The organism is Kribbella sandramycini (genome assembly GCF_013131805.1).
Taxonomy (GTDB): Bacteria; Actinomycetota; Actinomycetes; order Propionibacteriales; family Kribbellaceae; genus Kribbella; species Kribbella sandramycini.
In genome coordinates this window covers 345,833-371,765 of the sequence record NZ_JABJRC010000007.1, presented here as the reverse complement: position 1 = coordinate 371,765, position 25,933 = coordinate 345,833, and the positions used below count along the sequence as shown (strand labels likewise).

Genomic DNA, 25,933 nt, shown 5'->3' with positions numbered 1-25,933 from the left:
GACGGCCGGTACCGGGTCCTAGGGGTGGGTCAGCGGATGCTGGTCGAGGGCGGCGTCGGCCGCTCGTTCGTCCAGCCCGACTCGAGCACGATGTCGGCGCCGCTCTTCGGACCGTAGGTCTGCGAGGCGAGCAGGCGCCCGTGCACCGGGTCGATGATGTAGTCGATGCGGCCGTCGCTGAACAGCGTCGGGGTCGGTCCGGGCTTGATGCGGTCGAAGTCCGTCTTGAGCGACACCTTGGTGCCGGTCCGGCCGAGCGGATCCTTGATGTCGCGCTCGATCGTCACGCCTGGGAGTGCGGACAGCACGCGGAGCGCCGCGCCGCGCAGCTTCGGCGGGGACGGAGCCTCGAACAGCAGGCGGCCGGCCGAGTTGTACACCTGGTAGTCCACCAGGGAGGGGCTGCTCGGGTCGGCGCCGCGCGCCAGGACCGCACGCAGTTTGACCGGGTCGGTGGGCAGCGCGGCGATCTGCTGGGCGGTGAGGGGTTTGTCACCGGACAGGTAGTAGCCCGGTGGCACGTCCTCGAAGGACATCTCGTTCACCACGGGCTCGGTGGGTTCGTGGGTGATGTGCCGGTCGAGTTCGCTCTGGTCCCAGGAGGTGGGCGAGCCCTGCGCGCGCCACTTGGCCTCGTCGGCGGGCGTGGCGGGCTTGTAGCCGAGCTCGACCCAGCCGAACCAGGATTTCACCCCGCTGCGCGCCGGCATCCAGCGCTCCGCGATGGTCTGCCGCCTGAGCGTGTAGCGCGGCCGCCCGACGCGCACTCCGGTCATGGCGTGTAAGGTCCGGACCCGGAAGTACTTGCCGGCGACCTTCTCGTCCTTCTCCTGCTGGACTGCGGCTGCGATCAGCGTCTCGCTCGCACTGGCCAGTTTGGGCGGGGTGAGTGTTGCCGGGGCCACACCGACGTCGCCACTGGTGTCGCCGTCCAGCAGCGGTACGCCGAGGGCAACCACGGTGACCACTGCGGTCGCGGCGGTGACTGCGCTGCCGATCCAGCCGACCCGAGCCAGTGTCGAGCGGCTGCGGTTGCGCTCCTCGTAGATGAGGTTCTGCAGCTTCCGCCGGGCGGCGGCGGACGCCTCGGGCGTCGGACCGTCCTGCTCCGGGTAGGCGTTGCGAATGGACTCGAGCTCGTTCATCAGGAGTCACCTGCTGTCGGATCGGTGTGGCCGAGGGACTCGCGGATGACGCGCCGGGCCCGGGACAGTCGCGAGCAGACAGTCCCGTAGGCGATTCCGAGCGCGGCCGCGACCTCGTCGTACGTGAGCTGGCCGAGCGCCACCAGCAGTAGCACCTCACGGTCCTTGGCGGAGACCTTGGCCAGTGCGGCGGCCAGCTCCCGGCTGACGCCCTGTGCGGTCACCTGGGCGGCGACGCGCTCCTCGTGCCCAGTGGTCGGCTCCGGCAGCGGGAGCTTCGCCGTGGCCCGCCAGGCCCGCACCTCGTTCCGGCGGTGCCGCCGGATCAGATTGGTCGCGATGCCGTACAGCCAGGCCCGGACGACGCCGTTGCGGCTGTTGAACCGCTCCCGCTGCCGGAACGCGATCAGGAACGTCTCCGCGGCCAGGTCGTCGGCGATGTCGGTGCCGAGCCGGCGTGCGACGTACGAGTGCACCTGGCCGAAGTAGGTGTCGAAGATCTGCGTGAACCGGTCCGGCTCGCGCACCGACGCCTCCAGGGCGCGGCTGTCCTCGTCCGCGGTCTCCACCGGTGCGGCGGAGACCCGCCCGGGGAAGACTATGGCCGCCAGGGCCACGTCGGGCGTCATCGCACTCCTCGTGTCTGCTGGGTCGCCGCCGAGCGGCTCGCCCTGTTCTTGCCCGATGTCCCCTGGACCCTTCTCGTGACCCCGATCACACCTGCCCGGCGTCCGGGCATGCCTGCGGGTAGACGCGCGAGCACGCCGTTCGGAGGACAGCGAACGGTCAGGAAACTGCCAGGAACGGGCTCAGCGGGTGTCCAGCAGGCCGCGCGCGGCCTGCTCGTCCTTCGGCCAGACGTAGACCGTCCAGCCCTCCCGGGTGCGGGCGGTGGTCGCCTTGATCCCGAAGTCCTTCAGTTTCGACACCGCGATCCGGGCCTCGTTGTGACTGCGTTCGGTCCGGACGTCGATCAGCAGGCCGAACGAGTCCCGCGTGGCGGGACCGTGGTCGACCCGGCGGACCAGCGACCCGCCCTTGGCCTTGGAGAACGCCCACCGGCACAGCAGCACCATGACCACCGCGAACGCGATGGCCACCACCGGGAACAGGAAGTACCGCTCGGCGAACACATCACCATTCTCCTCCTGTCCGAAAACAAAATGTGCCGACCCCTTGGCAACCATCCGTGTCCCCGGGGAGTCTTTACCAACACACGCTGCCACAGCGGCCGAGGACTCGGGGGCCGCCGAAAGAGCGGAGGGCACGGACATGCACGCACCGACCCATGACAACGTCGTACATCTGACCGGCATCCTGGACGTGCGCACTGTGGGCGACGTCCGGCAGACACTCAACCATCTGATCGACACCTCCGAGGGTGACGTGATCGTCGACCTCGAAGCCGTGGACGCGGTCGACGCGACCGGTCTGGGTCTGCTGGTGGCGACCCACCGCCGGACGCAACTGCTCGGCCGGCAACTCGTCCTGTGGCACCCACTGCCGTCGGTGGTGCGGATCCTGGCGGTCACCCGCCTGCACCGCATCCTGCACGTCGAACGGACGCCGCTCCCGATCAGCGCCTAGGCAGGCCCCAATGTGATGCAGCCCCCTCGTGACACGAGTCACGAGGGGGCGACTCACAAGGGCACACAGTCCTACTCTCGGGTACATGGCGAGCCTTGAGCGGGATCGGCCGTGGGTGATGCGGACGTATGCGGGGCATTCGTCGGCGGCCGAGTCGAATGCGCTGTTCCGGCGGAACCTGGCCAAGGGCCAGACCGGGCTGTCGGTCGCGTTCGACCTGCCGACGCAGACCGGGTACGACGCGGACCACCCGCTGGCCAAGGGCGAGGTGGGCAAGGTCGGGGTGCCGGTGGCGCATCTGGGCGATGTGCGTGCGCTGTTCGACCAGATCCCGCTGGCGCAGATGAACACCTCGATGACAATCAACGCGCCGGCCATGTGGCTGCTGGCGCTCTACCAGGTCGCCGCGCAGGAGCAGGGCGCGCTGCCGTCCGAGCTGACCGGCACGACCCAGAACGACATCGTCAAGGAGTACCTGTCCCGCGGTACGTACGCCTTCCCGCCGGATGCCTCGCTGCGGCTGACGACCGACCTGATCGCCTACACGGTCGCCAACGTCCCGAAGTGGAATCCGATCAACATCTGCAGCTACCACCTGCAGGAGGCCGGGGCTACGCCTGTCCAGGAGTTGGCGTTCGCGCTGTCCACGGCCATCGCGGTCCTGGACCGGGTCCGGGACGGCGGCCAGGTGCCGCCGGAGCGGTTCGGCGACGTCGTCCAGCGCATCTCCTTCTTCGTGAACTCGGGTGTCCGGTTCATCGAGGAGATGTGCAAGATGCGCGCGTTCGTCCAGCTGTGGGACGAGCTGACGCTGGAGCGGTACGGCGTCACTGATGCGAAGGCGCGGCGGCTGCGGTACGGCGTCCAGGTCAACTCGCTTGGGCTGACCGAAGCGCAGCCGGAGAACAACGTGCAGCGCATCGTGCTCGAGATGCTCGGTGTGACGCTGTCGAAGAACGCTCGCGCCCGTGCGGTCCAGCTGCCGGCGTGGAACGAGGCGCTCGGCCTGCCGCGGCCGTGGGATCAGCAGTGGTCGCTGCGCATGCAGCAGGTGCTCGCGTACGAGTCCGACCTGCTGGAGTACGCCGACATCTTCGACGGCTCTCACGTCATCGAGGCCAAGGTGGCTGAGCTGGTCGAGGGCGCCCGGGAGGAGATCGATCGGGTGCAGGCGATGGGCGGTGCGGTCGCTGCGGTCGAGAGTGGCTATCTGAAGCAGGCGCTGGTCGCGTCACATGCCGAACGCTGGCAGCGGATCGAGTCCGGTGAGCAGGTCGTCGTGGGCGTCAACAAGTTCGAGAACACCGAGCCGTCGCCGTTGACCGCCGATCTGGACACAGCGATCCAGACTGTCGACCCTGCCGCCGAACAAGCCGCTCTGGCGTCGCTACGCGAGTGGCGGGCGCAGCGGGACGCCAAGGCGGTTGAAACCGCGCTGACGAAGCTACGCGCGACGGCGAAGGGCAGTGACAATCTGATGCCCGCAACGCTGGAGTGCGTGCGTGCTGGTGTCACCACTGGTGAGTGGGCTGGTGTGCTGCGGGAGATGTTCGGCGAGTACCGCGCCCCGACGGGTGTGTCGGGGTCGGTCGGCGTCTCGGCTGGTGGTGAGGCCATCGCCGCGGTGCGGGAGAAGGTCGCGAGCACGTCCACCGAGCTTGGCGGACGGCTGCGGTTCCTGGTCGGCAAGCCGGGTCTGGACGGTCACTCGAACGGCGCCGAGCAGGTCGCCGTCCGTGCCCGTGACGTCGGTTTCGAGGTGATCTACCAAGGCATCCGGCTGACACCGGAGCAGATCGTCGCCGCCGCGGTCGCCGAGGACGTGCACTGTGTCGGCCTGTCGATCCTGTCCGGCTCCCACATGGAGCTGGTCCCGGCCGTCGTGGCCGGCCTGCGAGAGGCCGGCCTCGAGGATGTCCCCGTCGTCGTCGGTGGCATCGTCCCGGACGCCGACGCCAGAGCCCTGCTGGCCTCCGGAGTAGCCGCGGTCTACACCCCGAAGGACTACGACCTGACGGGAATGATGTCCGACATGGTCGACGTCATCCGCCGGGCCAACAAGATCTAGGCGCTCTTGGCCCGGATGACGTCCTCGACGGACTTCGGCAGTGTGGTCTCGAAGTCGAGCAGCTTGACCCAGGTCGGCGTGACGGTGATGAGGACCATCTCGGTGTAGAGCGCCTTCACTCCGGCCTCCCAGTCCGGGTACTGCTCGTCGGTCATCACCTTGTGGCCGGCGTGCAGGTAGCCCGCCGGGATGCCCTGGACCAGCTCCAGTTCGGCCGTGCCGCGGACCAGCAGCACCTTGGGCGGGAACGAGCCCTTGTCGATGGTCAGCGCGACCTTGGGGTTCTTCTTCAGCGCGGCGACCTTGGCGGACTTCGGCAGCGTCGCGATCTGCAGCTGGTCGCCGTGCACCCAGAACCCGATCGGGATCACCCGCGGGGCGCCGTCCAGGCCGTCGTAGGCGAACCGGGCCGGCTCCGGGCCGTAGAGCAGCTGCTGCGCGTAGGGCTTGGCGAGGATCTCGGAGATCTGTTCGGGGGTCATGTCGGTTCCTTCCGCTGGGTTGCTGTCATCAGTGAGACGGAGCCGTCGCACGGTCCTCGACATCGTTAGGTTGGGGAATTGTGGAGAATTTCGGATTCGGTCCCGGAACGGTCCAGGTCGCCGACGACGGCACCGTAGCGGCGGTGACAAATCCCGACGGCCGCCAGATGCTTCTGGACGACGAACAGCACGCCTGGGGCACGGGCTTCGTGGTCTCCGACCGCGGCAGCCACCGCTTCGGTACTCCGGCGCTGGTGCGCTGGCGACAGACCGGGCTCGACCTGCTCTACCAGCTGGGTGACCTCGAGCTCCGCGTCGGCCGCCGCTTCGGTGCGCAGTGGACGGAGACGTACGAGCTCCGCAACACCACCACCGAGCCGGTCGAGATCGGCTCACTTGCGGTCAGTACGCCGTACCGGGACATTTACCGCTCCAGCCAGGAGAGCCTCACCGGTGCGGTTCACGCACACGTCTGGGCCGGGGGAGCCGACGCCTGGGTCTGGGCTGTGCCCATGTCCGGTGCTGGGCCCGGTCTGGGTCTGCAGCTCAAAGAAGGTGAGCTCTGGGCGTACTCCGTCGAGTCACGCAACCCGGAGACCAGCAGCAACATCCGCGGGCACATCTACCTGCACGTCACCGACCACGCCCGGGCTCCGCACGCCATGGGCGGGCAGCCGGTCATCACACTCGCGCCGGGAGCGTCGTACCGCTGGACGTGGCAGCTCGGTTGGTACGCCGACCTGCCCGCCTTCCACGCCGACCGGCAGCCCCTACTCGACGCCGACCAGCTGACAGTCGAGGTGGGCGAGACGATCCAACTCCGCGGCCACGAGCCGGTCACCGCGGACAGCCCCGGCCTGAAGTACGTCGAAACGCCCGACGGCCGTGCACGGATCGCATTGCTCTTCCACGAGCCGCTACAGGTCATCGCCGAACGCCGAGTGCGGTTCGTCCTCGATCACCAGCGCCGACCAGAGCTGTCGGACAGCCGCCGGCACGCCTTCGTCCCGTACGACGTCGAAAGCGGCCTCACCGTCGTTTCCGACACCTGGCGTGACTGGTCAGACGGCCGGGAGCGGGTCGGGATGGCCCTCCTGCTCCAGGAGGTCCGTGCCCAGGGCTGGGGTGACCGCAGCGAGCTCGACGAGGCACTGGCCGGGTACGAGCGGTTCGTCCGCGACTATCTGGTGGACGCAGACGGCACAGTCCAGGAGGACAGTGCCAACCGTGGCCACATCCGGCTCTACAACTTCCCCTGGTTCGCCCGCTTCCTCCTCGGCCAAGGCGACCGCGAGGGCGCCACTAGGGTGCTCAACCGCTATTACGAGCTCGGCGGCGACCACTTCCTCGCCTTCGACCTCGGCCCGCTGCTGACCGAGCTGGGCCTGCACGACCACCTCATCCGGCACGCACGCACGTTCGTCGAGTACGGCGACGCCCTGCCACCCCATGAGGTCAACTACGAGCAGTCGATGGTCGCTCCGCTGCTGGAGCTACTGGTGTGGGCCCATCGCGCCGCACCGGACCAGATCGACGCTTCCGAGCTCACCCGGCGACTGCCCTGGCTCACCGCCTTCGCAGCTGACCAGCCCGACGTACGCCTGCGGCACGTCCCCATTCGGCACTGGGATGGCTACTGGTTCGGGCGGCTCCGGCTCTGGGGTGATGTGTTCCCGCACTACTGGTCCATCCTCAGCGCCGCCGTGTACGCCGCTTGGCCACGCGAGCTGGTCACCGAAGACCAGGCGGCCTGGCTGGACACCGCGGCGGACGCCGTTCTGCGGGCGAACCTGATCAACTTCGCACCGGACGGCTCGGCGACCTGTGCGTTCGTCTACCCGAGCTGTGTGAACGGTCAACCTGCGCACGTGGCCGACCCCCTCGCCAACGACCAGGACTGGGCGCTCGTCTACGCACTCCGGGCTGTTAAGAAGACCACAAGTGAGTGAGATGACACCGGCAGCTTAGGAAAGATAGCTACCTAACCAGGGGTCGCCGATGGTAATTTCGCGACATCGACCGCCACCGCCCGGGTGGCCGATCTTGGTGGGGGATGTCGCGTGGTTGCCAATGTCACCGCCGGCCTCGGCCGGCAGCCGCAGAGTCTGTCCGAACACGAGAAACTCGTCCGCGAACTACTACCGGTCGACGTCGCCGAGGCCTACCTCGAGCTGACCCACACCGGCGCCCGGGTGACGCACCTGGGCGACCCGACCGACCAGGAGTTGCTGAACCGGCAGCTCGCCTATGTGCAGCCCGGCCGGAACACTCCGGTCATCCGGGCTGTCGACCCACTGATCGCCGTGACCGGCCTGCTGACCCAGGTCCATCACGAGCTCACCAAACAGCACGGCCGGCTCCTCCAGGGGTACGTCGCCGCCGCCGAGATGCACCAGCTGCAGTTGCATGACCGCCGGTCGGACCACGTGCCCTCGGTACTCGCCCAGGTCATCACCGACCCCGACGAGCTGACCGCGCGCTGGACGACGTCCATCCAGACCGTCCAGTGCACGTACCGCTCGATCGTCACCGGCGAAGGCCCGGAGCCTGTGCTGCCGGCGCCGATCAACGGCCAGTGCGACACCATGACGTTCCGCGAGCTCTGTACGCCGGAGTACCTCGCCGACCGCGGCGTACAGACCGCTCTGGATGCAGGTGTCGACGTCCGGACGACGCATGAACTGCCGACGCGCCTGGTGATCGTCGACGACCATTTCGCGCTGATCGGGCTTGCGGGTGGCGGTAGTACTGGCGCGGTGCTGGTGCGGTCGGCCGCAATGGTCGCCGCGCTGACGCAGTACTACGACCAGCTCTGGGAAACGGCCACTCCGGTCATCCAGAACCAGACGAAGGGTCTGAGTGGCACGGAGCGTGAGGTGCTCCGGCTGCTCGTCCACGGGCTCAAGGACGACGCGATCGCCCGGCATCTCCAGCTCAGCGTGCGCACGGTCCGCCGGCACATTGCAGCGATCATGGAGTTCGTCAGCGCACCGACTCGGTTCGCCGCCGGCGCGGCGGCGCAGCGGCTGGGTTTGCTGGACTGAAACGGTGGGCCGCTGCAACGGCCCACCGTTCGCTCAGTGCAGGCTCGGTAGCAAGCCCTCCAGTGCCGACATCAAGTGGCTGTGCACGCTGGTCCCGTAGGACACGCGACGTGCGCCTGCGGCGATCAGCTCGGCCGGTGTCGGCCCGGCCGGTGCGGCGTGCGCGTTGATCGGCCCACCGATCTCGGCGACCAGCTCTGGCAGGACGTCGACCGGCGCGAAGATCGGGTAGACGCAGTCCGCCCCGGCGCGGCGGTAGGTGCGGCCGCGCGTGACTGCATCGGCCACGGTGCCTTGGAACAGGAAGACGTCGACCCGGGCGTTGATCACGAGGTCAGCGCCCGCGGTCGCGCGTACCTCAGCGAGGTAGTCGGCGAACTGAGCAAGGTCGGTCAGACCGCCGCTGCCGGAGTCCTCCAGGTTGCAGCCGACCACACCGGTCTCCAGTAGGCGCTCGGTGAATTCCTTGGCCGCCAGGCCGTAGCCGGCCTCCATGTCCGCGGTCACCGGGACGTCGACCGCCTGGACGACCCGGGCGACAGCGGTCAGCATTTCCGCCGCCGGAGTCAGCTCGCCGTCGTCGTACCCAAGGACGCGGGCCATTGCGCCGCTGCTGGTTGCCACGGCCGGTGCGCCGCTCGCGGCGATGATCTTGGCGCTGACCGGATCCCAGGCGTTCGGCAGGATCAGTGCGGGCCCGGAGTGGTGCCGGGCCCGGAAGGCTTCCGCAGTCATCGCCGGCTCAGCTCGGGTGGTAGTGGCCAGGAGCCATCTTGCCGGTCACGCCGATCCGGTTCCACGCGTTGATCGTGATGATCAGGGCGATCAGCTGCGCCAGGTCCTTCTCCTCGAACTGCGCGGCCGCCGCGTCGTACGCCGAGTCCGGCACGTGGCCGTCGTGGACGAGCGTGACCGCCTCGGTCAGCTCAAAGGCCGCCAGCTCCTGCGCGGTGAACAGGTTGGCGGACTCCCGCCAGACCGGCAGCACGTTCAGCTTCTGCTGCTTGCCGCCCTCGTGCAGGTAGTCCAGCGTGTGCATGTCGGTGCAGTAGGCGCAGCCGTTCAGCTGGGAGGCGCGGGCGCGGACCAGGTGCGCGAGCAGCGGGTCCAGGCCGACGCCGGCGGTCGCGTCGAGGGCGATCATCGCCTGGTAGAACTCGGGGGCCAGGTTGGCCAGCTTCACTCGTCGGGTTGTCATATGACCAACTTAGGCCTGGATCGGCCCAGGTGTATGGTCCACTTCCATGGAGGAATCAGGGGCCAATTCCGGTGCGGACCTGCATCTCGACCTGGCTGCGTCCCGTGGCCGGAGCGACCTGGTCAGCGCGCTGCACGCGTCGATCCGGAGCGGCCGGCTGCCCGCGGGCACCCGGTTGCCGTCGTCCCGATCACTCGCCAAGGACCTGGGCATCGCGCGGAACACGGTCGCCGACGCCTATGGGCAGCTCGTCGCCGAAGGCTGGCTGACCGCCCGCCAAGGCTCCGGGACTGTGGTCGCGAGCCGCGCGACGATCGCCCCGAAACCCGCCACCGCGCTGCCGTCGGAGACGACGTACCGGTACGACCTGCGGCCGGGCTCACCTGACGTGTCGACGTTCCCGCGTGGCGAGTGGCTGGCCGCGGCGCGCAAGTCCTGGACGGCGGCGCCCAACGAGGCCTTCGCGCTCGGCGACCCCCGCGGCCGGATCGAGCTGCGCCGGACGCTCGCCGACTACCTGGCCCGGGCCCGCGGCGTCCGCGCCGACCCGGAGCGGATCCTGATCTGCTCCGGCTACGTCCAGGCCCTCAGCCTGCTGTGCGAGACCGTCAAGAACCTCGGCGGAACGACGATCGGTACCGAGGAGTTCGGCTACGCGCTGCACCGCGACGTGATCCGCGCCCGCGGTCTGCAGCCGGTTCCGATCCCGCTCGATGCGGACGGCGCCGACGTGGCGCATCTGGCCGGGCAGGCCGTTCTGCTGACCCCGGCGCACCAGATGCCGACCGGCGTCCCACTGGCGCCGGAGCGCCGGGCCGCGGCGGTCGAGTGGGCTGCCGAGACCGGAGCGGTGCTGATCGAGGACGACTACGACGGCGAGTTCCGCTACGACCGGCAGGCCGTCGGCGCCTTGCAGGCGCTCGACCCCGAGCGCGTCGTCTACACCGGCACCGCCAGCAAGAGCCTCGCCCCCGGCGTCCGCCTGGCCTGGATGGTCCTCCCACAGCATCTGCTGGAGCCGGTCGTCGCCGCCAAACGCGTCAGCGATTACCAGACCGCCACCCTCGAACAACTCGTCCTGGCCGAATTCATTGCCTCCGGCCACTACGACCGGCACGTCCGCCGCTCCCGCCTGCACTACCGGCGGCGCCGCGACCGCCTGGTCGAACTGCTCGCCGTCCGCGCCCCCAAGGTCGAGGTCGCCGGGATCGCCGCGGGTATGCACGTCCTCCTCGACGTCCCCGCCGACGCCGACGACATCGTCGCCCGCGCCGCCCGCCAGGGCCTCGGCCTGGCCTCGATGTCCACCTACCACCACGCTCCGGCGCCCACCACCCGCCAAGCCGTCATCGTCGGCTACGGCACCCCACCCGATCACGCCTACCCGGGCGCCCTCGACCTACTTTGCCAGGTGCTGGGCGTCTAAGGCTTTCGCCAACTCGCTGATCTGAGCCGGCCCGACCTGGCAGCAGCCGCCGACGTACGCCGCGCCGGAGGCGACCCAGGCCGGGGCGAGGGTGGCGAAGTCGGCGGGCTCGCCGGCCCAGGCGCGGGCCTCCGCGTTCCAGACCGCGCCACTGTTGGGGTAGGCGACGGCGGGGCGCCAGGTGACCGCGACGGCGGTGGCGACGGCGGTCCGGACGTCGTCCGGATCGCAGCAGTTGATGCCAACAGCAACTACTTGGGGGATCGCCGTGACGGCGAAGGCGTCGGCGAGGGGCTGGCCGGCGCGGGTCTTGCCGTCGGCGGCGGAGTACGCGAACCAGGCCGGGAAGTCGAGCTCGCGCAGGAGCTCGACGAGGACTTCGGCCTCGTCGACGTCCGGGACGGTCTCGATCGCGAGCAGATCGGGAGCGGCGTCGATGAGCAGTTCGAGGCGTGGGCCGTGGAAGTCGCGCAAGGTGGACGCCGGGACGCCGTACCGGCCGCGGTACTCCGAGCCGTCCGCGAGGAACGCGCCGTACGGACCGACCGACGCGGCGACCAGCCGGCCGTCGCCGAACTCGTCCCGGACGTCGCGTGCGATGCGCACACTGGAACTGATCAACCGCTCCGCCTCCCGCTCCGGGACGCCGGCCTGCGCGAACCCACGCACACTCGCCTGGTAGCTCGCGGTGGTCGCCACCATCGCGCCGGCTGCGAAGTAGGTGCGATGGACGGCGGCGATCTCCGCCGGCGCATCCCGCAGCAGCCGAGCCGACCAGAGCGCGTCGGACAGGTCGTGGCCGCGATCCTCCAGGGCGTTCGACAGGCCGCCGTCGAGGATGATCGGACGCTCAGCGCCCATTGGCCAGCGCAAGCACTTCGTCGGCACAGCCCCACGAGAGCGTGACGCCCGCGCCGCCATGGCCGTAGCAGTGGATCACATCGGCAACCAGCTCACACCGAACCTCCGGGCGGACCGGCCGCAGACCGACTCGCTCCCGCAATACCGTTGCCGCCCGCAACTGTGGCACGAACGTCGCGGCCCGCTCCAGAATCGCCTTGCTGCTGGCGGGATCCGGAGCCAGTGTCCAGTCGCCGGCCTCGCTCGTCCCACCGACGATCACGTCGTTCGACCGGGGCACCACCACGGTGTCACCCGCGATCAGCCACTCGGTCAGCCCGCATTGCGCCACACTCAGCACCTGCCCGCGCACCGGCGTGACCGTCGAATCCGAGGCCGTCAGCCGCGCGCCCAGACCGGCGCAGTTCACCACCAGATCGGCCGTACTCGGCAGGCCGGACAGCGCGGCCCGCGTCAGCGTCCCGCCCGCGGCCTCCAGCCGTTTCACCAACGCCGGCAGATACAGCGGCATCTCGACGACCGGCGCGGTGAACGCCAGCCCGTCCGCGTAGCCAACCGGCGGCGACGCCACGCGCGTCAGATCCGGCAGCACATCCGCCCAGGCCGGCTCCGGCGTCCGCTCGACGTAGACCTCCCGCCCGTGCCGTAGCTGCACCGACGACTCCTGCTCGGCCAGCTTCACGAACTCGTCGTACGACGCCCGCGCCCAGCCGGCCACCCGCTCGACCGGCCCGGCCAGGTATGGCGACCAGATCGCCCCGGCCACCGCCGACGTCGTCTCCAACGGCAGATCCCGCGCGAACACCGCGACCTCGTACCCGCTCTCGGCCAGCCGCACCGCGCAACTCAACCCGACAACGCCCGCACCCACCACGATCACGCGCATTCACACATTGTCACGTGATCGTGGCGGTTACGCCATGGCGACCTCAGTACAGATCGACGGCCAGCGAGTAGAACCGGGTCGTCTGCGCCGGGTTGATGTTGTCGTCGGACAGCAGGTACAGCTGTCGCCGTCCGCCCGGCAGGTGGCCGCCCAGCGCGAGCGCTTCCACGTTGTCCAGCAACGGGTTCGGCTGCGGTTGGTTGGCGACGGCACCGGACGGCGGGCAGTTCACCAGGTCGAACAAGAGCTTCTTCTGCAGGAACACCTTCGCCGGCGCATCGGCCAGCGAAGCGCGAGTCGTGACGTCGGTCGCGTGCCGCAGCGAGACGCTGAACACGCGGATCGTGTTGCCGACACCCGCGACGAACGTCCGCTCCATCGAGACCAGCTGCTGCGGGTTCACCCAGGCCAGCTCGACCAGCGACAGACCGGCGTCGGTCTTGTAGGCGTACTGCGCGGCCGGCCGGTAGTCGTGACCCGAGCGGCCGGTGTAGCGGATGATCCGGTTCGCATCAGCGCCGTCCGGCGCGAGCGGCGCCTCCATCCCCGCGAACAGCGATCGGCCGTCCCGGCTTACGGTGAGCGACTCGAACGTCCCGTTCGACGCGGCCTCGCCGGCCGGGGCAACCTGGAAACGCGCCGGGACCGGCAGCGATGCGATCTCCTTGCCGTCCGAGAGCCGGAAGCGCCGGATCGACGGCTCCCGCTCGGACGTTGCCAGGATCGTCCGGTCGCCGCGCTCGACCACGAGCCCTTCGCCGTCGAAGTCCTGCCCGTTGTACGGCGTACCGTCCGGCCGGGTCAGGATCGTCATGCCGGTCACGCTCACGGCCGGCTTGCTGCTGACCTTCAGCTGGAAGACGCGGGCCGGGGTGCTGAGCACGTTGTCGACCAGCGCGGTCGCGGTGTGCGGGCCGGTGACGTTCAGCGCCGACAACCCGGCGACCGGCTGGCCGTCGTACGTCGTCTTGTTCAGCGCGTCACTGAACCCGAGGAACCGGGCGTGGGGTGAGCACGCGCCGCCGACCGGCGGCGGGGTGGCGGTTGCGGTGAGAGTGGTGGTCAGAGTGGTGAGAACGACAGCAGTGGCGAGCGGCTTCTGCCAACGCATGCAAGCTCCTCGATCAACGACGGATGAACATCAGCGCACCAGACAGGGGCGCTTCGGATCGAAACTCCAGTCCTTGATCACATACTGCATGGCGACTGCGTCGTCGCGGGCACCGAGTCCGAATTCGAGATAGCGCTCGTGGGCCGCGGCCAGTGCTTCGCGGTTCAGGGTGATGCCGAGGCCGGGGGTGGTGGGGACGGCGATGCGGCCGTTGGCGATCTGGAGGGGGTCGGTGGTGAGGGCTTGGCCGTCCTGCCAGATCCAGTGGGTGTCGAGGGCGGTGATGGGGTCGGGTGCGGCGGCGCCGGTGTGGGTGAACATGGCCAGCGAGATGTCGAAGTGGTTGTTGGAGTGCGAGCCCCAGGTGAGGCCGAAGTCGGCGCAGAGCTGGGCGACACGGACGGAGCCGGCCATGGTCCAGAAGTGCGGGTCGGCGAGTGGGATGTCGACGGCTTGGGCGCGGATCGCATGTGCGAGCTCACGCCAGTCGGTGGCGATCATGTTCGTTGCCGTCCGCAACCCGGTGGCGCGGCGGAACTCGGCCATCGTCTCGCGGCCGGAGAAGCCGGGTTCGGCGCCGCACGGATCCTCGACGTACGCGAGGACGTCGTCCAGGCCGTTGCACAAGGCAATGGCCTCGTGGAGCGACCAGGCGCCGTTCGGGTCGACGGTGATCCGGGCCTGTGGGAAGCGCGCGGCCAGGGCGCGGACCGCCTCGATCTCGCGCGCGCCCGCGAAGACGCCGCCCTTGAGTTTGAAGTCGGCGAATCCGTAACGCTCCTGGGCAGCCTCGGCCAGGGCGACGACGGCCTCCGGGGTCAGCGCCGGTTGGCGGCGGAGCTGCGACCAGCGGTCGGAGCCGGCGTCGTCGACGAGGTACGGGAGATCGGTCTGCGCGGGGTCGCCGACGTAGAACAGGTAACCGAGGACCGGCACGTGATCGCGTTGCTGCCCGTCGCCGAGCAGCTCGGCGACCGGTACGCCGAGGTGCTGGCCGAAGAGGTCGAGGAGCGCGGATTCGAGCCCGGTGACGGCGTGCACCGTCGTCCGGAGGTCGAAGGTCTGCAGGCCGCGGCCACCGGCGTCCTGGTGGGCGAAGGTCGTCGAGACCGTGCGGAGCAGTTGGCGGTAGCGCGCGATTTCCTGGCCGGCCAGCAGCTCCGCGGCCGCCGTGATCGTGGCCGCGATCTTCGCGCCGCCGGGGACCTCGCCGAGCCCGGTGTTCCCCGAGCTGTCGGTGACGATGACGATGTTGCGGGTGAAGAACGGGCCGTGCGCACCGCTCAGGTTGAGCAGCATGCTGTCGTGGCCCGCGACCGGAACGACCTCGACCGAGGCAATCTTCGGCGTCATTTGGCGCGCCCGATCAGCTCGGTGAGCTGGGCGAACTCGTCATCGGTGAGGTCTTGCAGGGGTGGGCGGACCGGCCCGGCGTCGCGGCCGATCGCGCGGACGCCGGCCTTCACGATCGAGACGGCGTACCCCTTGGCGCGGTCGCGGATGTCGAGGTACGGGATGACGAAGTCGTTCAGCTTGCGGTAGACGGCGTCGCGGTCCTGGGCCAGGACGTCGGCGTAGAAGCCGAGGGCGAACTCGGGGACGAAGTTGAAGATCGCCGACGAGTACGTGCTGACGCCGAGCTGGAGTAGCGGCAGTGCGAAGGTCTCGGCGGTCGGCAGACCGCCGATGTAGGTGAGCCGGTCGCCGACGCGGGCGTACGTCCGCGTCATCTGCTCGATGTTGCCGACGCCGTCCTTCAGGCAGACCAGGTTTTCGTTGCGGTCGGCAAGCTCTGCGACCGCGACGTCGGTCAGGACGGCATTGGCCCGGCTGTACACGGCGATCCCGAGCGACGTACTGCGGCAGACGGCCGAGACGTGCTCGACCAGACCGCGCTGACCGGCCTCGGTCAGGTACGGCGGCAGCAGCAACAGCCCGTCGGCGCCCGCGGCCTCGGCGGCGCGCGCCTGCTCGATCGCGGCGGCCGTCCCGCCGGTGGCGGGCGCGATCACCGGCACCTTGCCGGCCACCTCGGAGACCGCGGCGCGGACGACGGTGTCGATCTCGGCCGGGGTGAGCGAGAAGCCCTCGCCGGTCCCGCCGGCGGCGAACAGGCCGGCGACGTCGTACTGGCTGAGCCAGGACAGGTGCTCGCGGTAGGCGGCCTCGTTGAAGGTCAGGTCGTCATGGAAGGGCGTGACGGGGAACGAGAGCAGTCCGGTCTTCAGCTGGGCGGCGAGTTCGGTGGGAGTCACCTGGTCAGCGTAGGAAGTCTGGTGGATACCTGTCCAAGACTGCTTTTGGATCTATTGATGCTCTGAGAGCATCGCCAAGACCCGGCGCAGCACCGGGCTGGTCGAGTCGCGCCGCCAGATCGCATGGAGCTCGACCGGCTCGCCCGGGAGCGCGATCTCGCGGTACGTCACCCCCGGTACGCCGAGATCGAGCGCGGACTCCGGGACGAGCGCGACCCCGCGACCGGCCGCGACCAGCAGCACCACGGTCAGGACCTGCTGCACGCGCTGGGTGATCCGGTGCTGGGATCCCGCGAGGAAGCGGACGGTCAGCTCGTGGAAGTAGCCCGCGCGGGCCGGGTCGTAGCTGATCACCTGCTCGTCGGCGAAATCCGCCGCGGTCAGCGTGCGGTAGAGCCCGGCGAGCCGGTGGTCGGCGGGCAGGACGGCGCACAGGGACTCGCGGACGACGATCCGGGAGTCCAGCAGCGTCGTGTCGAAGGGCGGGCGGCCGAGCGCGAGGTCGAGCTCGCCGTGCAGCAGGCCGTCGACCTGGGCCGGGGTGACCCGCTCGTGCAGGATCACGTCGACGTCCGGGAGCTCGTCGGAGATCTGCCGGAGGAACGGGCCGAGGGTGCGGATCGCGGTGACGGCGGTGAAACCGAGCCGGAGCGTCCCGGCGGCGCCGCTGTCGACGCGGCGGGCGAGATCGCCGGCGGTGTCGACCAGGGCGAGCATCCGGCGGGCCTCGGTCAGGAACGCCTGCCCGGCCTCGGTCAGCACGACGCGGCGGTTGTCGCGTTCGAGCAGCCGGACGCCGACGGCGCGCTCCAGTTTCTGGACCTGCCGGCTCAGCGGCGGCTGCGTCATGTTGAGCCGCTCGGCGGCGCGGCCGAAATGCAGCTCCTCGGCGACGGCGACGAACGCGCTCAGCTGGTCGAGCGAGAACATGATTCCCGAAAGGTATCACTCGATGCCGAAACAGCCTTGGACACGCATCGACGAGCGTTCCTACGCTCACGCAATGAAGCTCAACCGCCACGCAGTGCTGATCGCGGCCGCCGTCGTTTCGCTGACCGGCTGCGGTGGGGTGAAGACGACCGCCACTGGCGGCGCCGGTGAGTACCCGACCGGCAACATCCAGATGAGCGTCGGCAACGCGCCCGGCGGCAGCACCGACCTGATCACCCGGGCCCTTGCCGAGGGTATCGGCCGGGAGCTGGGCGTCGCCGTACCGGTGGTGAACAAACCCGGGGCGAACGGCGCGCTGAACGCGAAGGAGCTGGCGGCCGCGAAGCCGGACGGGTACCAGATCGCCGTCCAGAACGCGTCGCTGTTCACGATCACGCCGCTCGCGGTGTCGGGCGCCGAGGCGGTCTCGATCGACGACTTCGAGCTGATCGGCGGGATCTCGCAGGACGATTTCGTGCTGCTCGCGCCGGCGGCGTCCGGGGCGAAGACGATCGCGGATCTGCGCAAGGGCGGGAAGAGCCTCAAGTACGGCACCACCGGGGTCGGGACGGGCGCGCAGCTGGCGTCGGCGCTCACCTTCGAACAGGCGGGGATCCCGGCCGCCGACGTCCCGTTCGACGGCGGCGCCCCGGCGCTGACCGCGTTGCTGGGCAGTCAGATCGACGTCGCGACCATCCAGGTCGGCGACAGCATCGCGCAGATCAAGGCGAAGAAGGTCGTGCCGCTCGCGGTCTTCTCGGACGCCCGGATCAAGTTCCTCCCCGACGTGGCGACGGCCAAGGAGCAGGGCTTCGACGTCGTCGTCTCCCAGTACCGCTTCCTGACCGCGCCCAAGGGCACGCCGGACGCCGTCAAGACCAAGCTCGCCGACGCCGCCAAGAAGACCTTCGCCACCGACGCCTACCAGCAGTTCAACGACAACCACTGCCTGACCCCGATCGAGGTCACCCCCGGCGAAGTCCACAAGATCCTCGACCAGTACGCCACGAAGTACAAAGCCCAGATCGACCAGTACAAACTCACCCTGGGCGCCAACAAGTGAGCGAGGAGACGGACGGCTCGCCGGGCGGGACCGCCGGGGGAGCGGACGGGCCGCGGAGCGGCGGGGCGGACGGGCGGGCTGGGGCTCCGGAGCATGGGCCCGGGGCAACCGGCGCTGTCGACGGGGCTGTGCCGGGTGGGGCTTGGTATCAGGTGGGGGCTGCGGTTGTTGCGGGTGGGGTTGGGGTTGCGGGGCTGGTTGGGTCTTGGGGGCTTGGGGTGGGGCGGTTGACGGCGCCTGGGCCGGGGTTGTGGCCGTTTGCAGTGAGTTTGTTGATCACCGGGCTGGCTGTGGTGCTTGGGGTCAGTGGGCGTGGGGCGGCTGATACCGAGCGGTTTACCCGCGCGAGCCGGCGGGTGGCGGGGGTGGTGGTTGGGCTGGTGGGGTTTGCGGTGTTGTTGCCGTTGGTGGGGTTCGAGATTCCTTCGGTGGTGTTGTTGCTGGCTTGGATGCGGGTGCTGGGTAAGGAGGCTTGGGGGCTGTCGGTCGTGGTGAGCGTGGGGACGGTGGCGGCGTTCTACGGGGTGTTCGTGGTGCTGCTCGAGATTCCCTTGCCGCGGTTGATCTGATGGAGTTCCTGGAGCCGCTGAACCTGCTGTACTGCCTGATCGGCGTCGTGATCGGGATGCTGATCGGCGTCCTGCCCGGATTGGGGCCAGCGGCAACGATCGCGATCCTGCTACCGGTCACGTACGGGGTGGAGCCGGTGTCGGCGATCATCCTGCTGGCGGGCATCTTCTACGGCGCGCAGTACGGCGGCACGATCACGTCGGTGCTGCTCAAACTGCCCGGTGAGGCCTCGTCGGTGGTCACCGTGTTCGACGGCCATGCGCTGGCCAGACAAGGAAAAGCCGGTACGGCGCTGGGGATCGCCGCGATCGGATCGTTCATCGGCGGAACCGTGTCGATCGTCGGGCTCACCCTGCTCGCGCCGGTGGTGGCTGCGGTCGCGCTCGACTTCGGGCCGCCCGAGTACGCGGCGCTGGCGCTGTTCGGCGTCCTGCTGGTGGCGACCGTCGGCAACGGCGGCCGGACGAAGGCCGTCATCGCCGCGGGCCTCGGGTTGCTGCTGGCAACCGTCGGCCGGGACACCTTCACCGGCGCGAGCCGATTCACCTTCGACACCCTGAACCTTGCCGACGGCATCGACTTCGTGCCGATCGCGATGGGGCTGTTCGGGCTCGGCGAGATCCTCTACAACCTGGAGCAGCGGCATCGCACCGCCGCACCGCCGGCCGCGGTCGCCAACGTCTGGCCGTCCCGCGCGGACCTCAGAAAATCCGGCGGCGCGATCGGCCGCGGCTCGGTGATCGGTTTCGCGCTCGGCGTCCTGCCCGGCGGCGGCGCGACCCTGTCGTCCCTGGTCGCGTACGCCGTCGAGAAGCGCCGCGCCAAGCACCCGGGGCGGTTCGGCCAAGGCGCGGTCGAGGGCGTCGCCGCGCCGGAGACCGCCAACAACGCGGCCGCCACCTCGTCGTTCATCCCGCTGCTCACCCTCGGCATCCCCGCCAACGCCACGATGGCGCTGCTGTTCGGCGCCCTGCTCATCCACGGCATCCCGCCCGGCCCGCAGCTGATCACCGACCACCCCGACCTGTTCTGGGGCGTCGTGAACTCGATGTACGTCGGCAACGTCCTGCTGCTGATCATGAGCATCCCGATGGTCGGCCTGTTCGTGAAGATCCTCCGCGTCCGTCCCGCGGTCCTCGCGCCGATCACCGTCCTGATCACCCTGATCGGCGTCTACACCGTGGCCAACCAGGTCTTCGACATCTTCCTCGTCGTCGCCTTCGGCGTGCTCGGCTACCTGATGAAGAAGTTCGGCTTCGAACCCGGCCCGCTCGTCCTCGCCTTCGTCCTCGGCTCCCTCCTCGAAACCGCCGTCCGCCAGTCCCTCCTGCTCTTCGACGGCAACCCGGCCGGCTTCCTCACCCGCCCCATCTCCGGCACTGTCCTCGCCGTCCTGCTCCTGGTCCTCCTGCTCCCCGCCTTCGGCAAACTCCGCCGGAGGAAGCCCTAACCCTTCTTCTTCCGCGCGAAGATCTTGGTGTCGGGATCCTGGGCGATCCCGGCGCCGAGGTCGAAGTGCATGAGGTCGCCGGTCTCCTTGCCGAAGTCCGCGCCGCCCCAGCGCATCGCCGGGTCGGCCTGCTTCAGCGCCTCGACGATTTCCTTGCGAATGCTCAGGTAGCCGCCGCTCGGATCGGAGTGCCCCTTCTTCGGATCGAACGGCGAGTCCATCGTCTGCGGTTTGCCGTCCTTCAGCGGTAGCGCCGGGTTCACCTCGGGTGCCGCCGTCAGCTGGTCGTGATCCTTGTCGATGAGCTCGCGTAGCGTGGCCGCGTCCGGGGGCAGGTCGCCGAACACGCCCTTCAGGACGGCGGCCTCGCGCCCCTCGACCCGCGCCCGCAGCGCCGCCGGATCGTTGCGGAGGGCAAAGTAGTCGCGCATCGCCTGGGACTCCGCGGCATGTGCGTCGTACGTCCACGGCCCCGCGGGGATCGTCGACTTCCGGCCGAGCATCAGCCAGGCGATCCGGTGGTAGATCAGCTGAAGCCGGTCGTCGAGTGGCTTCTCCCGCTTGGATCCGGCGCCTTCGTTCATCAGGTACGGCATGGTCGCGTAGTTGAGATCGACGGCCAGCCCGAACGTGTGGAAGCCGCGGCCCGGCCCGCCCAGGCCGAGCATGCCGGTGACGCCCCAGTCGGCGGACTCCATCGGGCGGCCCTCGGTGGCGGCGATCTGCTGCCGGGCGATCGCGTCCGCCCGCTGCAGGACCAGCGCGAGCTGCGGGTGCACCGTCGCTTTGACTCCGAAGGCGTGGACGTCCTGCATGGTGCCGAGCAGCTCGGCGTAGGTCTGGCCGAAGAGGTTCTGGCAGCTCTGCTCCAGCGCCGGGGAGGGCTTGGTGAACTCCTTCGGCTCCTTCGCGAAGTTCCGGCTGGTCGGCTCGGCGGAGGCTTCGGGGATGGCGGGGGCGGGGAGGCCGAGGTAGTCGCGGATCGCGGCACGCTGGTCCGATGGCAGACCGGCCAGGGAGGCCTCGACCCGGGCGGCTTGGTCGGGGGCGACGTCGGGTCCGAGGCGGCGGACTTGGCCGGCGGTGAGCATGGCTTGGAGGCGGTCGGTGCGGACGGCACCGGCAGTGGCGAGTTTGCGGAGCATGAAGGTGAGGCGGTCGTCGGGCTGGTCGGCAGCCCAAGCGGCGCCGGTGGCGGCGTCCTGGCCGTTGAGCCAGGTGTACGACGTCATGGTGGCGGTGACCGGGGCGCCGCGGACGCCGCCGAGCAGCGTGCCGAGCCATGGGGCGTCGACGCCGGTGGCTTTGTCGAGGCCGTTGGCCAGGGTGTTCCAGTGGGCCTTGTCGAGGACGTTCAGCGCTCGCTCCTGGTCGGCGACGGCCAGGCCGTTCAGGAGTTCGTACGCGCTTTGCACGTCGCCGCCGCGGATCAGGTCGTGCAGCCGGCTCGCGCGGGCCGCGGCCGCGCCGGGGTTGTTGGCCATCTTGACGGCGAGGGCGAAGCGGGGGACGTCGACGGCGGGCAGTTGCTCGGTGGCGAGGCGGGTGCCGAGTTCGGTGCGCTTCTTGGCGCTCGCGGCCCGGAAGACCTTCACGATGTCGTCGGTCGAGAACCGATTCAGCGTCGTCAGGACGGTCGGCAGGTCGATGGGGTTCGCGGCCAGGGCGTCGAGAGCGGGCTGGGTCTCCGCGCGCAGCCAGGGGCCGAGGGTGGCGAAGGCGCTGTTCGGGGTCTTCGCGGTGGAGGCCGGCTGTGCGGTGGCCTGTTTCGGTGCGGCCGCCTCGGCGACGGCGTGCTCGGTGCCGCTCACCACTCCAGGCTAGGTAAGCGAAAGCCCGCGTCCCTGCCTGATCGGGCAGGGACGCGGGCAGAGCCGTGGAGCTATTACTCGACGGTGACCGACTTGGCCAGGTTCCGCGGCTTGTCGACGTCGTGGCCGAGAGCGACGGCGGCGTAGTACGCGAGGATCTGGAGCGGGATCGTGAGCAGGATCGGGTCCAGCTCGGGCTCGTTCTTCGGGACGACGATCTGCGCGGCGACGCCGTCCGGGACGTCGACGTCCGGGTGGGTGACGACGTACAGCGGGCCGGAGCGAGCGGCGATCTCGTGCAGGGCGCCGATGTTGCGGTCGAGCAGCTCGTCCTGCGGGACGATCGCGACACTCGGGACGTCCGGCGAGATCAGCGCGAGCGGGCCGTGCTTGAGCTCGGAGGTCTGGTACGCCTCGGCGTGCCGGTAGGAGATCTCCTTGAGCTTCTGCGCGCCTTCGCGGGCGACCGGGTAGCCGCGGGTGCGGCCGACGAAGAACAGGCTCTCGTGCTGGGCGAGGCGGCCGGCGATCTCGGCCAGCTGCTCCTCCTGGGCGACGATCGAGGCGATGTGCTCGGGGAGCTTCTTCAGGCCGTCGATGAGACGGCGGCCGTCGGCCGGGGAGACGTCGCGGATCCGGCCGAGGTGGATGCCGAGCATCGCGAACGCGACGGCCATGTTGGTCAGCGCCTTGGTCGAGGCGACCGAGACCTCCGGGCCGGCGTGCAGGTAGACGCCGCCGTCGACGGCGCGGGCGATGCTGGAGCCGACCGCGTTCACCAGGCCGATCACCCGGCCGCCCTTGCGCTTCAGCTCCTGGACGGCGACCAGCGTGTCCAGCGTCTCGCCGGACTGGCTGACCGCGATGTACAGCGTGTCCCGCTCGACCACCGGGTTGCGGTAGCGGAACTCCGACGCCGGCTCGGCGTCGGCGGGGATCCGGGCCACCTCCTCGATGAACTGGGCGCCCATCTGACCGGCGTAGTACGCCGAGCCGCAGCCGAGGATCTTGACCCGCTTGATCTCGCGCGCCTCGCGGGCGTCCATGTTCAGGCCGCCCAGGTGGACGGTGTGGAAGCGCTCGTCCAGGCGACCGCGGAGCGCGCGGCCGACGGCGTCCGGCTGCTCGTGGATCTCCTTCATCATGAAGTGCTCGTGCAGGCCGCGCTCGTACTCGTCGGCCTCCCAGTCGACCGTCTTGGCGGTCTTGGTGGTCGGCGAGGCGTCCTGGGTGAAGGTGCGGTAGCCGTCGGCCTTGACGGTCGCCATCTCGCCGTCGTCCAGGTAGACGACCTGGCGGGTGTAGCGGATCAGCGCGGCCGCGTCGGAGGCGACGTGCATCTCGCCGTCGCCGATACCGAGGATCAGCGGGCTGCCGTTACGGGCGACGACGATCCGGTCCGGGAAGTCGAGGTCGACCACGGCGATGCCGTAGGTGCCCTCGATCCGGCGCAGCGCGGCCATCACCTTCTCCTCGAGGGTGGCGCCGTCGGACTGCTCGATCAGGTGCGCCAGGACCTCGGTGTCGGTCTCGGAGCGCAGCTTGACACCGGCGTCCTCGAGCTGGCTGCGCAGCGCGCCCGCGTTGTCGAAGATGCCGTTGTGGACGACGGCGATCCGCTCGTTACCGCTGGCGTGCGGGTGCGCGTTGTCCTTGCTCGGGCCGCCGTGGGTCGCCCAGCGGGTGTGGCCGATGCCGAGCTTGCCGCCGAACCGCTTCGGCAGCGACGCCTCCAGCTCACGGACCCGGCCGGCGTCCTTGTGCACCTTCAGCTCGCTGGATCCGAGGACGGCGACTCCTGCCGAGTCGTAGCCGCGGTACTCCAGCCGGGCCAGTCCGTCCACCAGGATGGGCGCGGCCGGCTTGGTGCCGACGTACCCGACGATTCCGCACATGTGTTGGTGCCTTTCGAAGGTCGTTTGCTTGCTGTCAGCCGTAGACGATCCGTCGCAGCTGACGGGCGGAGAGTTCGGGCGAGCGCACGGGCCAGTGCCGCAGCTCGCTGCCTACCCGCGCGAAGATCTCGTCGTTGCGGGCGCCGTAGGTCTGCAACTCACGATGCCGGCGCCGGACGTACTCCTCGGCGGTCTCGGTGAAGTACGCCAGCACGTCCGCGACCACTCGTCGCGCGTCGTCCGCGGACAGCCCGGTCGTCCGGCTGACCTGCTCGGCCAGCTCGTCCACCGGCGCTGCCGCCGCCTCACTGATCACCCGACAACTCTGCAACCCCAGAATCCGAAAAGCCAACATCCTGCCCGAAATCGGGCAAAAATCTTGAGAAGTCAGCGTTGTGGGAACTGCGGCGGGTAGGGCCGGCGGCGGTTGCGCTGCGATCGGACAACCAGGAGCACGATCACGACGGCAGCCACGGCTACCAGTGGCAGCGCGAGCCAGACAGCCCAGCTCAGCGCCGTTTCGAAGGGGTTGGCCGGTTCCGGTGGCATGCGGGCTCCTGGGGTCAGAACAGCCGCAGTACGTCGGACTCCATGCCGCGGAGGGCGTCGTAGTCGACCGTCACGCACTCGAGACCGCGGTCGGCCGCCAGGAACTGCGCCTGCGGTTTGATCAGTTGTGCCGCGAAAATACCGCGCACCGGGGCCAGTAGGGGGTCGCGGTTGAGGAGTTCGAGGTAGCGGGTGAGCTGCTCGACGCCGTCGATCTCGCCGCGGCGCTTGATCTCGACGGCGACGTGGTTGCCGTCGGCGTCGCGGCAGAGCAGGTCGACCGGGCCGATCGCGGTCGGGTACTCGCGGCGGACGAGCGTCCAGCCCTCCCCGAACGTGGTCACATGCTCGGCGAGCAGCTCCTGCAGGTGCGCCTCGACGCCGTCCTTGATCAGCCCGGGGTCGGTGCCGAGCTCGTACGCCGTGTCGCTGTGCACCTCCTCGAGCGTGATCCGCAGCTCCTCACCGGCCTTGTTCGTCACACTCCACACGTTCTCGTCCTCGACGAGCTTGCAGGGCGGCGACATCCAGTTCAGCGGTTTGTACGAGCCGCCGTCCGCATGGATCAGCACCGACCCGTCCGCCTTCACCATCAGCAGCCGCGGAGCCATCGGCAGATGAGCAGTCAGCCGGCCGGAGTAGTCAACGGAACACGTAGCAATCACCAAGCGCACGAGGAGTGACGCTACCGCACTTCGCCGTGCCAATGTGGTCGGCATGAACCTCATGTGCCCCGCACGCATCCTGCTGCTCCCGGGCGATGTCGTGGAGGTCAGTGAGCGAGTGGCTCACGTGTACGCGGCGACGTTCGACGCCGCCGCCGGTGCGCGGCTGGCAGAACGCCTAGGCGTCCGCCTAACCCTCCTGCCGGACCTGACCGGCGATCCGGAACACGAGCTCCAGGCAATCTCCGACCAACACCGCGGCGAGACCGTGGTGGTGCTGGGCCTCGACCTCGGGCTCCGGCTGCCGGCGCTGGTCGAGCACACCGGCGACGGCTGGACGCGGGTTCCGACGAGCAACGAGCGCACGCTGGCGACGTACGAGCAGGCGGCGGAGCAGTTCCGTGAGCTGATCCCGGCCGAGCCCAACCACCAGCTGATCGGTCTGCTGGAGCTCAAGCCCGGTGCGCGTGTTCTGGAGCTCGGCAGCGGCACTGGGCGGGATGCGGTCGAGCTCGAGCGCCGAGGGTTCGCAGTACGGCGAACCGACGCGACTGAGGCGTTCCTGGAGATGATCCGCGCCGACGGGTACCAGGCTGATCGCCTCAACGCGCTCAACGACGACTTCGGTGGCCCGTACGACGCGGTCTTCGCCGATGCGGTCTTCCTGCACTTCGATCGGGCGCTGCTGCCCGGCGTGCTGCGTAAGGCAGCGCATGCGGCGCCGGTGCTCGCCTTCAGTACGATGGAGGGCCAGGGCGAGGAGTGGTCCAACCGCCTGATGGATCTGCCCCGGCACTTCGTGCAGTGGACGGAGGAGGCACTCCGGGACGTTCTGACCGCAACTGGCTGGTCGGTGGAGCGGTTGGAGCGGGGCGCCGGCAATTTCAGCAGCTGGATGCAGGTGCTGGCGGTCCGTGCGTGATGCGCGCCGGAGTGC

At 69.6% G+C, this 25,933-nt stretch carries 26 protein-coding genes; 9 read left to right on the top strand and 17 right to left on the bottom strand.

What is annotated here, in order from left to right; genetic code table 11:
- Positions 1–29: 29 nt before the first annotated feature.
- The 3 genes from HPO96_RS27350 to HPO96_RS27340 form a co-directional block, all read right to left on the bottom strand.
- The gene (locus tag HPO96_RS27350; RefSeq protein WP_171677206.1) at positions 30–1,145 is read right to left on the bottom strand and encodes a CU044_5270 family protein; all 1,116 of its coding nucleotides are present in this window, start codon (positions 1,143–1,145) and stop codon (positions 30–32) included.
- A complete protein-coding gene (locus HPO96_RS27345) occupies positions 1,145–1,774 on the bottom strand; it encodes an RNA polymerase sigma factor (protein ID WP_171677205.1) in 630 nt (209 codons plus the stop codon). The genes HPO96_RS27350 and HPO96_RS27345 overlap by 1 nt, the downstream gene beginning before the upstream one ends.
- Before the next feature lie 180 nt (positions 1,775–1,954).
- Entirely contained in the window at positions 1,955–2,278 is a 324-nt protein-coding gene (locus HPO96_RS27340; protein ID WP_337796832.1) for a hypothetical protein, read from the bottom strand.
- A gap of 139 nt (positions 2,279–2,417) precedes the next feature.
- Between HPO96_RS27340 and HPO96_RS27335 the strand changes: the two genes are divergently transcribed.
- Both HPO96_RS27335 and HPO96_RS27330 read left to right on the top strand, forming a co-directional pair.
- Positions 2,418–2,732: an STAS domain-containing protein gene (locus tag HPO96_RS27335; protein ID WP_171677203.1), complete on the top strand. Its 315-nt coding sequence runs from the start codon at positions 2,418–2,420 to the stop codon at positions 2,730–2,732.
- 85 nt (positions 2,733–2,817) lie between these two features.
- Positions 2,818–4,800: a protein meaA gene (locus HPO96_RS27330; protein ID WP_171677202.1), complete on the top strand. Its 1,983-nt coding sequence runs from the start codon at positions 2,818–2,820 to the stop codon at positions 4,798–4,800.
- On the opposite strand, the gene HPO96_RS27325 is transcribed toward HPO96_RS27330, so the two are convergent.
- Positions 4,797–5,282, bottom strand: a complete 486-nt coding sequence (locus HPO96_RS27325; protein ID WP_171677201.1) for a pyridoxamine 5'-phosphate oxidase family protein — start codon at positions 5,280–5,282, stop codon at positions 4,797–4,799. The two genes, HPO96_RS27330 and HPO96_RS27325, sit on opposite strands and share 4 nt — an antisense overlap.
- A gap of 143 nt (positions 5,283–5,425) precedes the next feature.
- On the opposite strand from HPO96_RS27325, the gene HPO96_RS27320 reads away from it, so the two are divergent.
- The gene (locus HPO96_RS27320) at positions 5,426–7,231 is read left to right on the top strand and encodes a hypothetical protein (protein ID WP_202886459.1); all 1,806 of its coding nucleotides are present in this window, start codon (positions 5,426–5,428) and stop codon (positions 7,229–7,231) included.
- A 111-nt stretch (positions 7,232–7,342) separates the two neighbouring features.
- Complete coding sequence (locus HPO96_RS39735; protein WP_171677200.1) at positions 7,343–8,326, top strand: LuxR C-terminal-related transcriptional regulator; 984 nt, start codon at positions 7,343–7,345, stop codon at positions 8,324–8,326.
- Positions 8,327–8,359: 33 nt separating this feature from the next.
- Here the strand turns inward: HPO96_RS39735 and HPO96_RS27310 are convergent, their stop codons facing one another.
- A complete protein-coding gene (locus tag HPO96_RS27310; RefSeq protein ID WP_171677199.1) occupies positions 8,360–9,061 on the bottom strand; it encodes an isocitrate lyase/PEP mutase family protein in 702 nt (233 codons plus the stop codon).
- 7 nt (positions 9,062–9,068) lie between these two features.
- Positions 9,069–9,524: a carboxymuconolactone decarboxylase family protein gene (locus HPO96_RS27305; RefSeq protein WP_171677198.1), complete on the bottom strand. Its 456-nt coding sequence runs from the start codon at positions 9,522–9,524 to the stop codon at positions 9,069–9,071.
- Positions 9,525–9,570: 46 nt separating this feature from the next.
- On the opposite strand from HPO96_RS27305, the gene pdxR reads away from it, so the two are divergent.
- Positions 9,571–10,950, top strand: a complete 1,380-nt coding sequence (gene pdxR / locus HPO96_RS27300) for a MocR-like pyridoxine biosynthesis transcription factor PdxR (RefSeq protein ID WP_171677197.1) — start codon at positions 9,571–9,573, stop codon at positions 10,948–10,950.
- Here the strand turns inward: pdxR and mmuM are convergent.
- The 6 genes from mmuM to HPO96_RS27270 are packed head-to-tail and all read right to left on the bottom strand — an operon-like array spanning position 10,924 to position 16,993.
- On the bottom strand, positions 10,924–11,811 hold the full coding sequence (mmuM, locus tag HPO96_RS27295) for a homocysteine S-methyltransferase (protein WP_202886458.1): 888 nt from the start codon (positions 11,809–11,811) through the stop codon (positions 10,924–10,926). The genes pdxR and mmuM overlap by 27 nt on opposite strands.
- A complete protein-coding gene (locus HPO96_RS27290; protein ID WP_171677195.1) occupies positions 11,801–12,697 on the bottom strand; it encodes an FAD-dependent oxidoreductase in 897 nt (298 codons plus the stop codon). The genes mmuM and HPO96_RS27290 overlap by 11 nt, the downstream gene beginning before the upstream one ends.
- A gap of 43 nt (positions 12,698–12,740) precedes the next feature.
- A complete protein-coding gene (locus HPO96_RS27285; protein ID WP_171677194.1) occupies positions 12,741–13,808 on the bottom strand; it encodes an esterase-like activity of phytase family protein in 1,068 nt (355 codons plus the stop codon).
- Between the two features lie 30 nt (positions 13,809–13,838).
- A complete protein-coding gene (locus tag HPO96_RS27280) occupies positions 13,839–15,161 on the bottom strand; it encodes an enolase C-terminal domain-like protein (RefSeq protein ID WP_171677193.1) in 1,323 nt (440 codons plus the stop codon).
- The gene (gene kdgD, locus HPO96_RS27275) at positions 15,158–16,063 is read right to left on the bottom strand and encodes a 5-dehydro-4-deoxyglucarate dehydratase (RefSeq protein ID WP_337796831.1); all 906 of its coding nucleotides are present in this window, start codon (positions 16,061–16,063) and stop codon (positions 15,158–15,160) included. The genes HPO96_RS27280 and kdgD overlap by 4 nt, the downstream gene beginning before the upstream one ends.
- Before the next feature lie 51 nt (positions 16,064–16,114).
- Complete coding sequence (locus tag HPO96_RS27270; RefSeq protein WP_171677192.1) at positions 16,115–16,993, bottom strand: LysR substrate-binding domain-containing protein; 879 nt, start codon at positions 16,991–16,993, stop codon at positions 16,115–16,117.
- Positions 16,994–17,066: 73 nt separating this feature from the next.
- Between HPO96_RS27270 and HPO96_RS27265 the strand changes: the two genes are divergently transcribed.
- Genes HPO96_RS27265 through HPO96_RS27255 form a run of 3 tightly spaced genes read left to right on the top strand, consistent with a single transcriptional unit; the run spans position 17,067 to position 20,076 of the window.
- Positions 17,067–18,056, top strand: coding sequence for a Bug family tripartite tricarboxylate transporter substrate binding protein (locus HPO96_RS27265; protein WP_171677191.1), 990 nt, complete (start codon positions 17,067–17,069; stop codon positions 18,054–18,056).
- Entirely contained in the window at positions 18,053–18,625 is a 573-nt protein-coding gene (locus HPO96_RS39265; RefSeq protein ID WP_171677190.1) for a tripartite tricarboxylate transporter TctB family protein, read from the top strand. Before HPO96_RS27265 ends, HPO96_RS39265 begins: the two co-directional genes overlap by 4 nt.
- The gene (locus HPO96_RS27255) at positions 18,625–20,076 is read left to right on the top strand and encodes a tripartite tricarboxylate transporter permease (protein ID WP_171677189.1); all 1,452 of its coding nucleotides are present in this window, start codon (positions 18,625–18,627) and stop codon (positions 20,074–20,076) included. Before HPO96_RS39265 ends, HPO96_RS27255 begins: the two co-directional genes overlap by 1 nt.
- On the opposite strand, the gene HPO96_RS27250 is transcribed toward HPO96_RS27255, so the two are convergent.
- From HPO96_RS27250 to nucS, 5 genes are all read right to left on the bottom strand, one after another.
- Positions 20,073–21,887 (bottom strand): hypothetical protein, encoded by a 1,815-nt coding sequence (locus HPO96_RS27250; protein WP_171677188.1) that lies wholly within the window; start codon positions 21,885–21,887, stop codon positions 20,073–20,075. The genes HPO96_RS27255 and HPO96_RS27250 overlap by 4 nt on opposite strands.
- Before the next feature lie 74 nt (positions 21,888–21,961).
- The gene (gene glmS, locus HPO96_RS27245; RefSeq protein ID WP_171677187.1) at positions 21,962–23,782 is read right to left on the bottom strand and encodes a glutamine--fructose-6-phosphate transaminase (isomerizing); all 1,821 of its coding nucleotides are present in this window, start codon (positions 23,780–23,782) and stop codon (positions 21,962–21,964) included.
- A gap of 34 nt (positions 23,783–23,816) precedes the next feature.
- Complete coding sequence (locus HPO96_RS27240; RefSeq protein WP_238175947.1) at positions 23,817–24,098, bottom strand: hypothetical protein; 282 nt, start codon at positions 24,096–24,098, stop codon at positions 23,817–23,819.
- A 71-nt stretch (positions 24,099–24,169) separates the two neighbouring features.
- Positions 24,170–24,331 (bottom strand): hypothetical protein, encoded by a 162-nt coding sequence (locus HPO96_RS27235; RefSeq protein WP_171677186.1) that lies wholly within the window; start codon positions 24,329–24,331, stop codon positions 24,170–24,172.
- Positions 24,332–24,345: 14 nt separating this feature from the next.
- Positions 24,346–25,050, bottom strand: a complete 705-nt coding sequence (gene nucS, locus HPO96_RS27230; protein ID WP_202886456.1) for an endonuclease NucS — start codon at positions 25,048–25,050, stop codon at positions 24,346–24,348.
- On the opposite strand from nucS, the gene HPO96_RS27225 reads away from it, so the two are divergent.
- On the top strand, positions 25,049–25,918 hold the full coding sequence (locus tag HPO96_RS27225; protein ID WP_171677184.1) for a methyltransferase domain-containing protein: 870 nt from the start codon (positions 25,049–25,051) through the stop codon (positions 25,916–25,918). The genes nucS and HPO96_RS27225 overlap by 2 nt on opposite strands.
- Positions 25,919–25,933: the final 15 nt, after the last annotated feature.

What these genes read in the sequence shown, in the direction of transcription:
- HPO96_RS27350 (WP_171677206.1), bottom strand. Translation starts at nt 1,145, where the DNA reads ATGAACGAGCTCGAGTCCATTCGCAACGCCTACCCGGAGCAGGACGGT.
- HPO96_RS27345 (WP_171677205.1), bottom strand. Translation starts at nt 1,774, where the DNA reads ATGACGCCCGACGTGGCCCTGGCGGCCATAGTCTTCCCCGGGCGGGTC.
- HPO96_RS27335 (WP_171677203.1), top strand. Translation starts at nt 2,418, where the DNA reads ATGCACGCACCGACCCATGACAACGTCGTACATCTGACCGGCATCCTG.
- HPO96_RS27330 (WP_171677202.1), top strand. Translation starts at nt 2,818, where the DNA reads ATGGCGAGCCTTGAGCGGGATCGGCCGTGGGTGATGCGGACGTATGCG.
- HPO96_RS27325 (WP_171677201.1), bottom strand. Translation starts at nt 5,282, where the DNA reads ATGACCCCCGAACAGATCTCCGAGATCCTCGCCAAGCCCTACGCGCAG.
- HPO96_RS27310 (WP_171677199.1), bottom strand. Translation starts at nt 9,061, where the DNA reads ATGACTGCGGAAGCCTTCCGGGCCCGGCACCACTCCGGGCCCGCACTG.
- HPO96_RS27305 (WP_171677198.1), bottom strand. Translation starts at nt 9,524, where the DNA reads ATGACAACCCGACGAGTGAAGCTGGCCAACCTGGCCCCCGAGTTCTAC.
- pdxR (WP_171677197.1), top strand. Translation starts at nt 9,571, where the DNA reads ATGGAGGAATCAGGGGCCAATTCCGGTGCGGACCTGCATCTCGACCTG.
- mmuM (WP_202886458.1), bottom strand. Translation starts at nt 11,811, where the DNA reads ATGGGCGCTGAGCGTCCGATCATCCTCGACGGCGGCCTGTCGAACGCC.
- HPO96_RS27290 (WP_171677195.1), bottom strand. Translation starts at nt 12,697, where the DNA reads ATGCGCGTGATCGTGGTGGGTGCGGGCGTTGTCGGGTTGAGTTGCGCG.
- HPO96_RS27285 (WP_171677194.1), bottom strand. Translation starts at nt 13,808, where the DNA reads ATGCGTTGGCAGAAGCCGCTCGCCACTGCTGTCGTTCTCACCACTCTG.
- HPO96_RS27280 (WP_171677193.1), bottom strand. Translation starts at nt 15,161, where the DNA reads ATGACGCCGAAGATTGCCTCGGTCGAGGTCGTTCCGGTCGCGGGCCAC.
- HPO96_RS27270 (WP_171677192.1), bottom strand. Translation starts at nt 16,993, where the DNA reads ATGTTCTCGCTCGACCAGCTGAGCGCGTTCGTCGCCGTCGCCGAGGAG.
- HPO96_RS27265 (WP_171677191.1), top strand. Translation starts at nt 17,067, where the DNA reads ATGAAGCTCAACCGCCACGCAGTGCTGATCGCGGCCGCCGTCGTTTCG.
- HPO96_RS27255 (WP_171677189.1), top strand. Translation starts at nt 18,625, where the DNA reads ATGGAGTTCCTGGAGCCGCTGAACCTGCTGTACTGCCTGATCGGCGTC.
- glmS (WP_171677187.1), bottom strand. Translation starts at nt 23,782, where the DNA reads ATGTGCGGAATCGTCGGGTACGTCGGCACCAAGCCGGCCGCGCCCATC.
- HPO96_RS27235 (WP_171677186.1), bottom strand. Translation starts at nt 24,331, where the DNA reads ATGCCACCGGAACCGGCCAACCCCTTCGAAACGGCGCTGAGCTGGGCT.
- HPO96_RS27225 (WP_171677184.1), top strand. Translation starts at nt 25,049, where the DNA reads ATGAACCTCATGTGCCCCGCACGCATCCTGCTGCTCCCGGGCGATGTC.
- nucS (WP_202886456.1), bottom strand. Translation starts at nt 25,050, where the DNA reads ATGCCGACCACATTGGCACGGCGAAGTGCGGTAGCGTCACTCCTCGTG.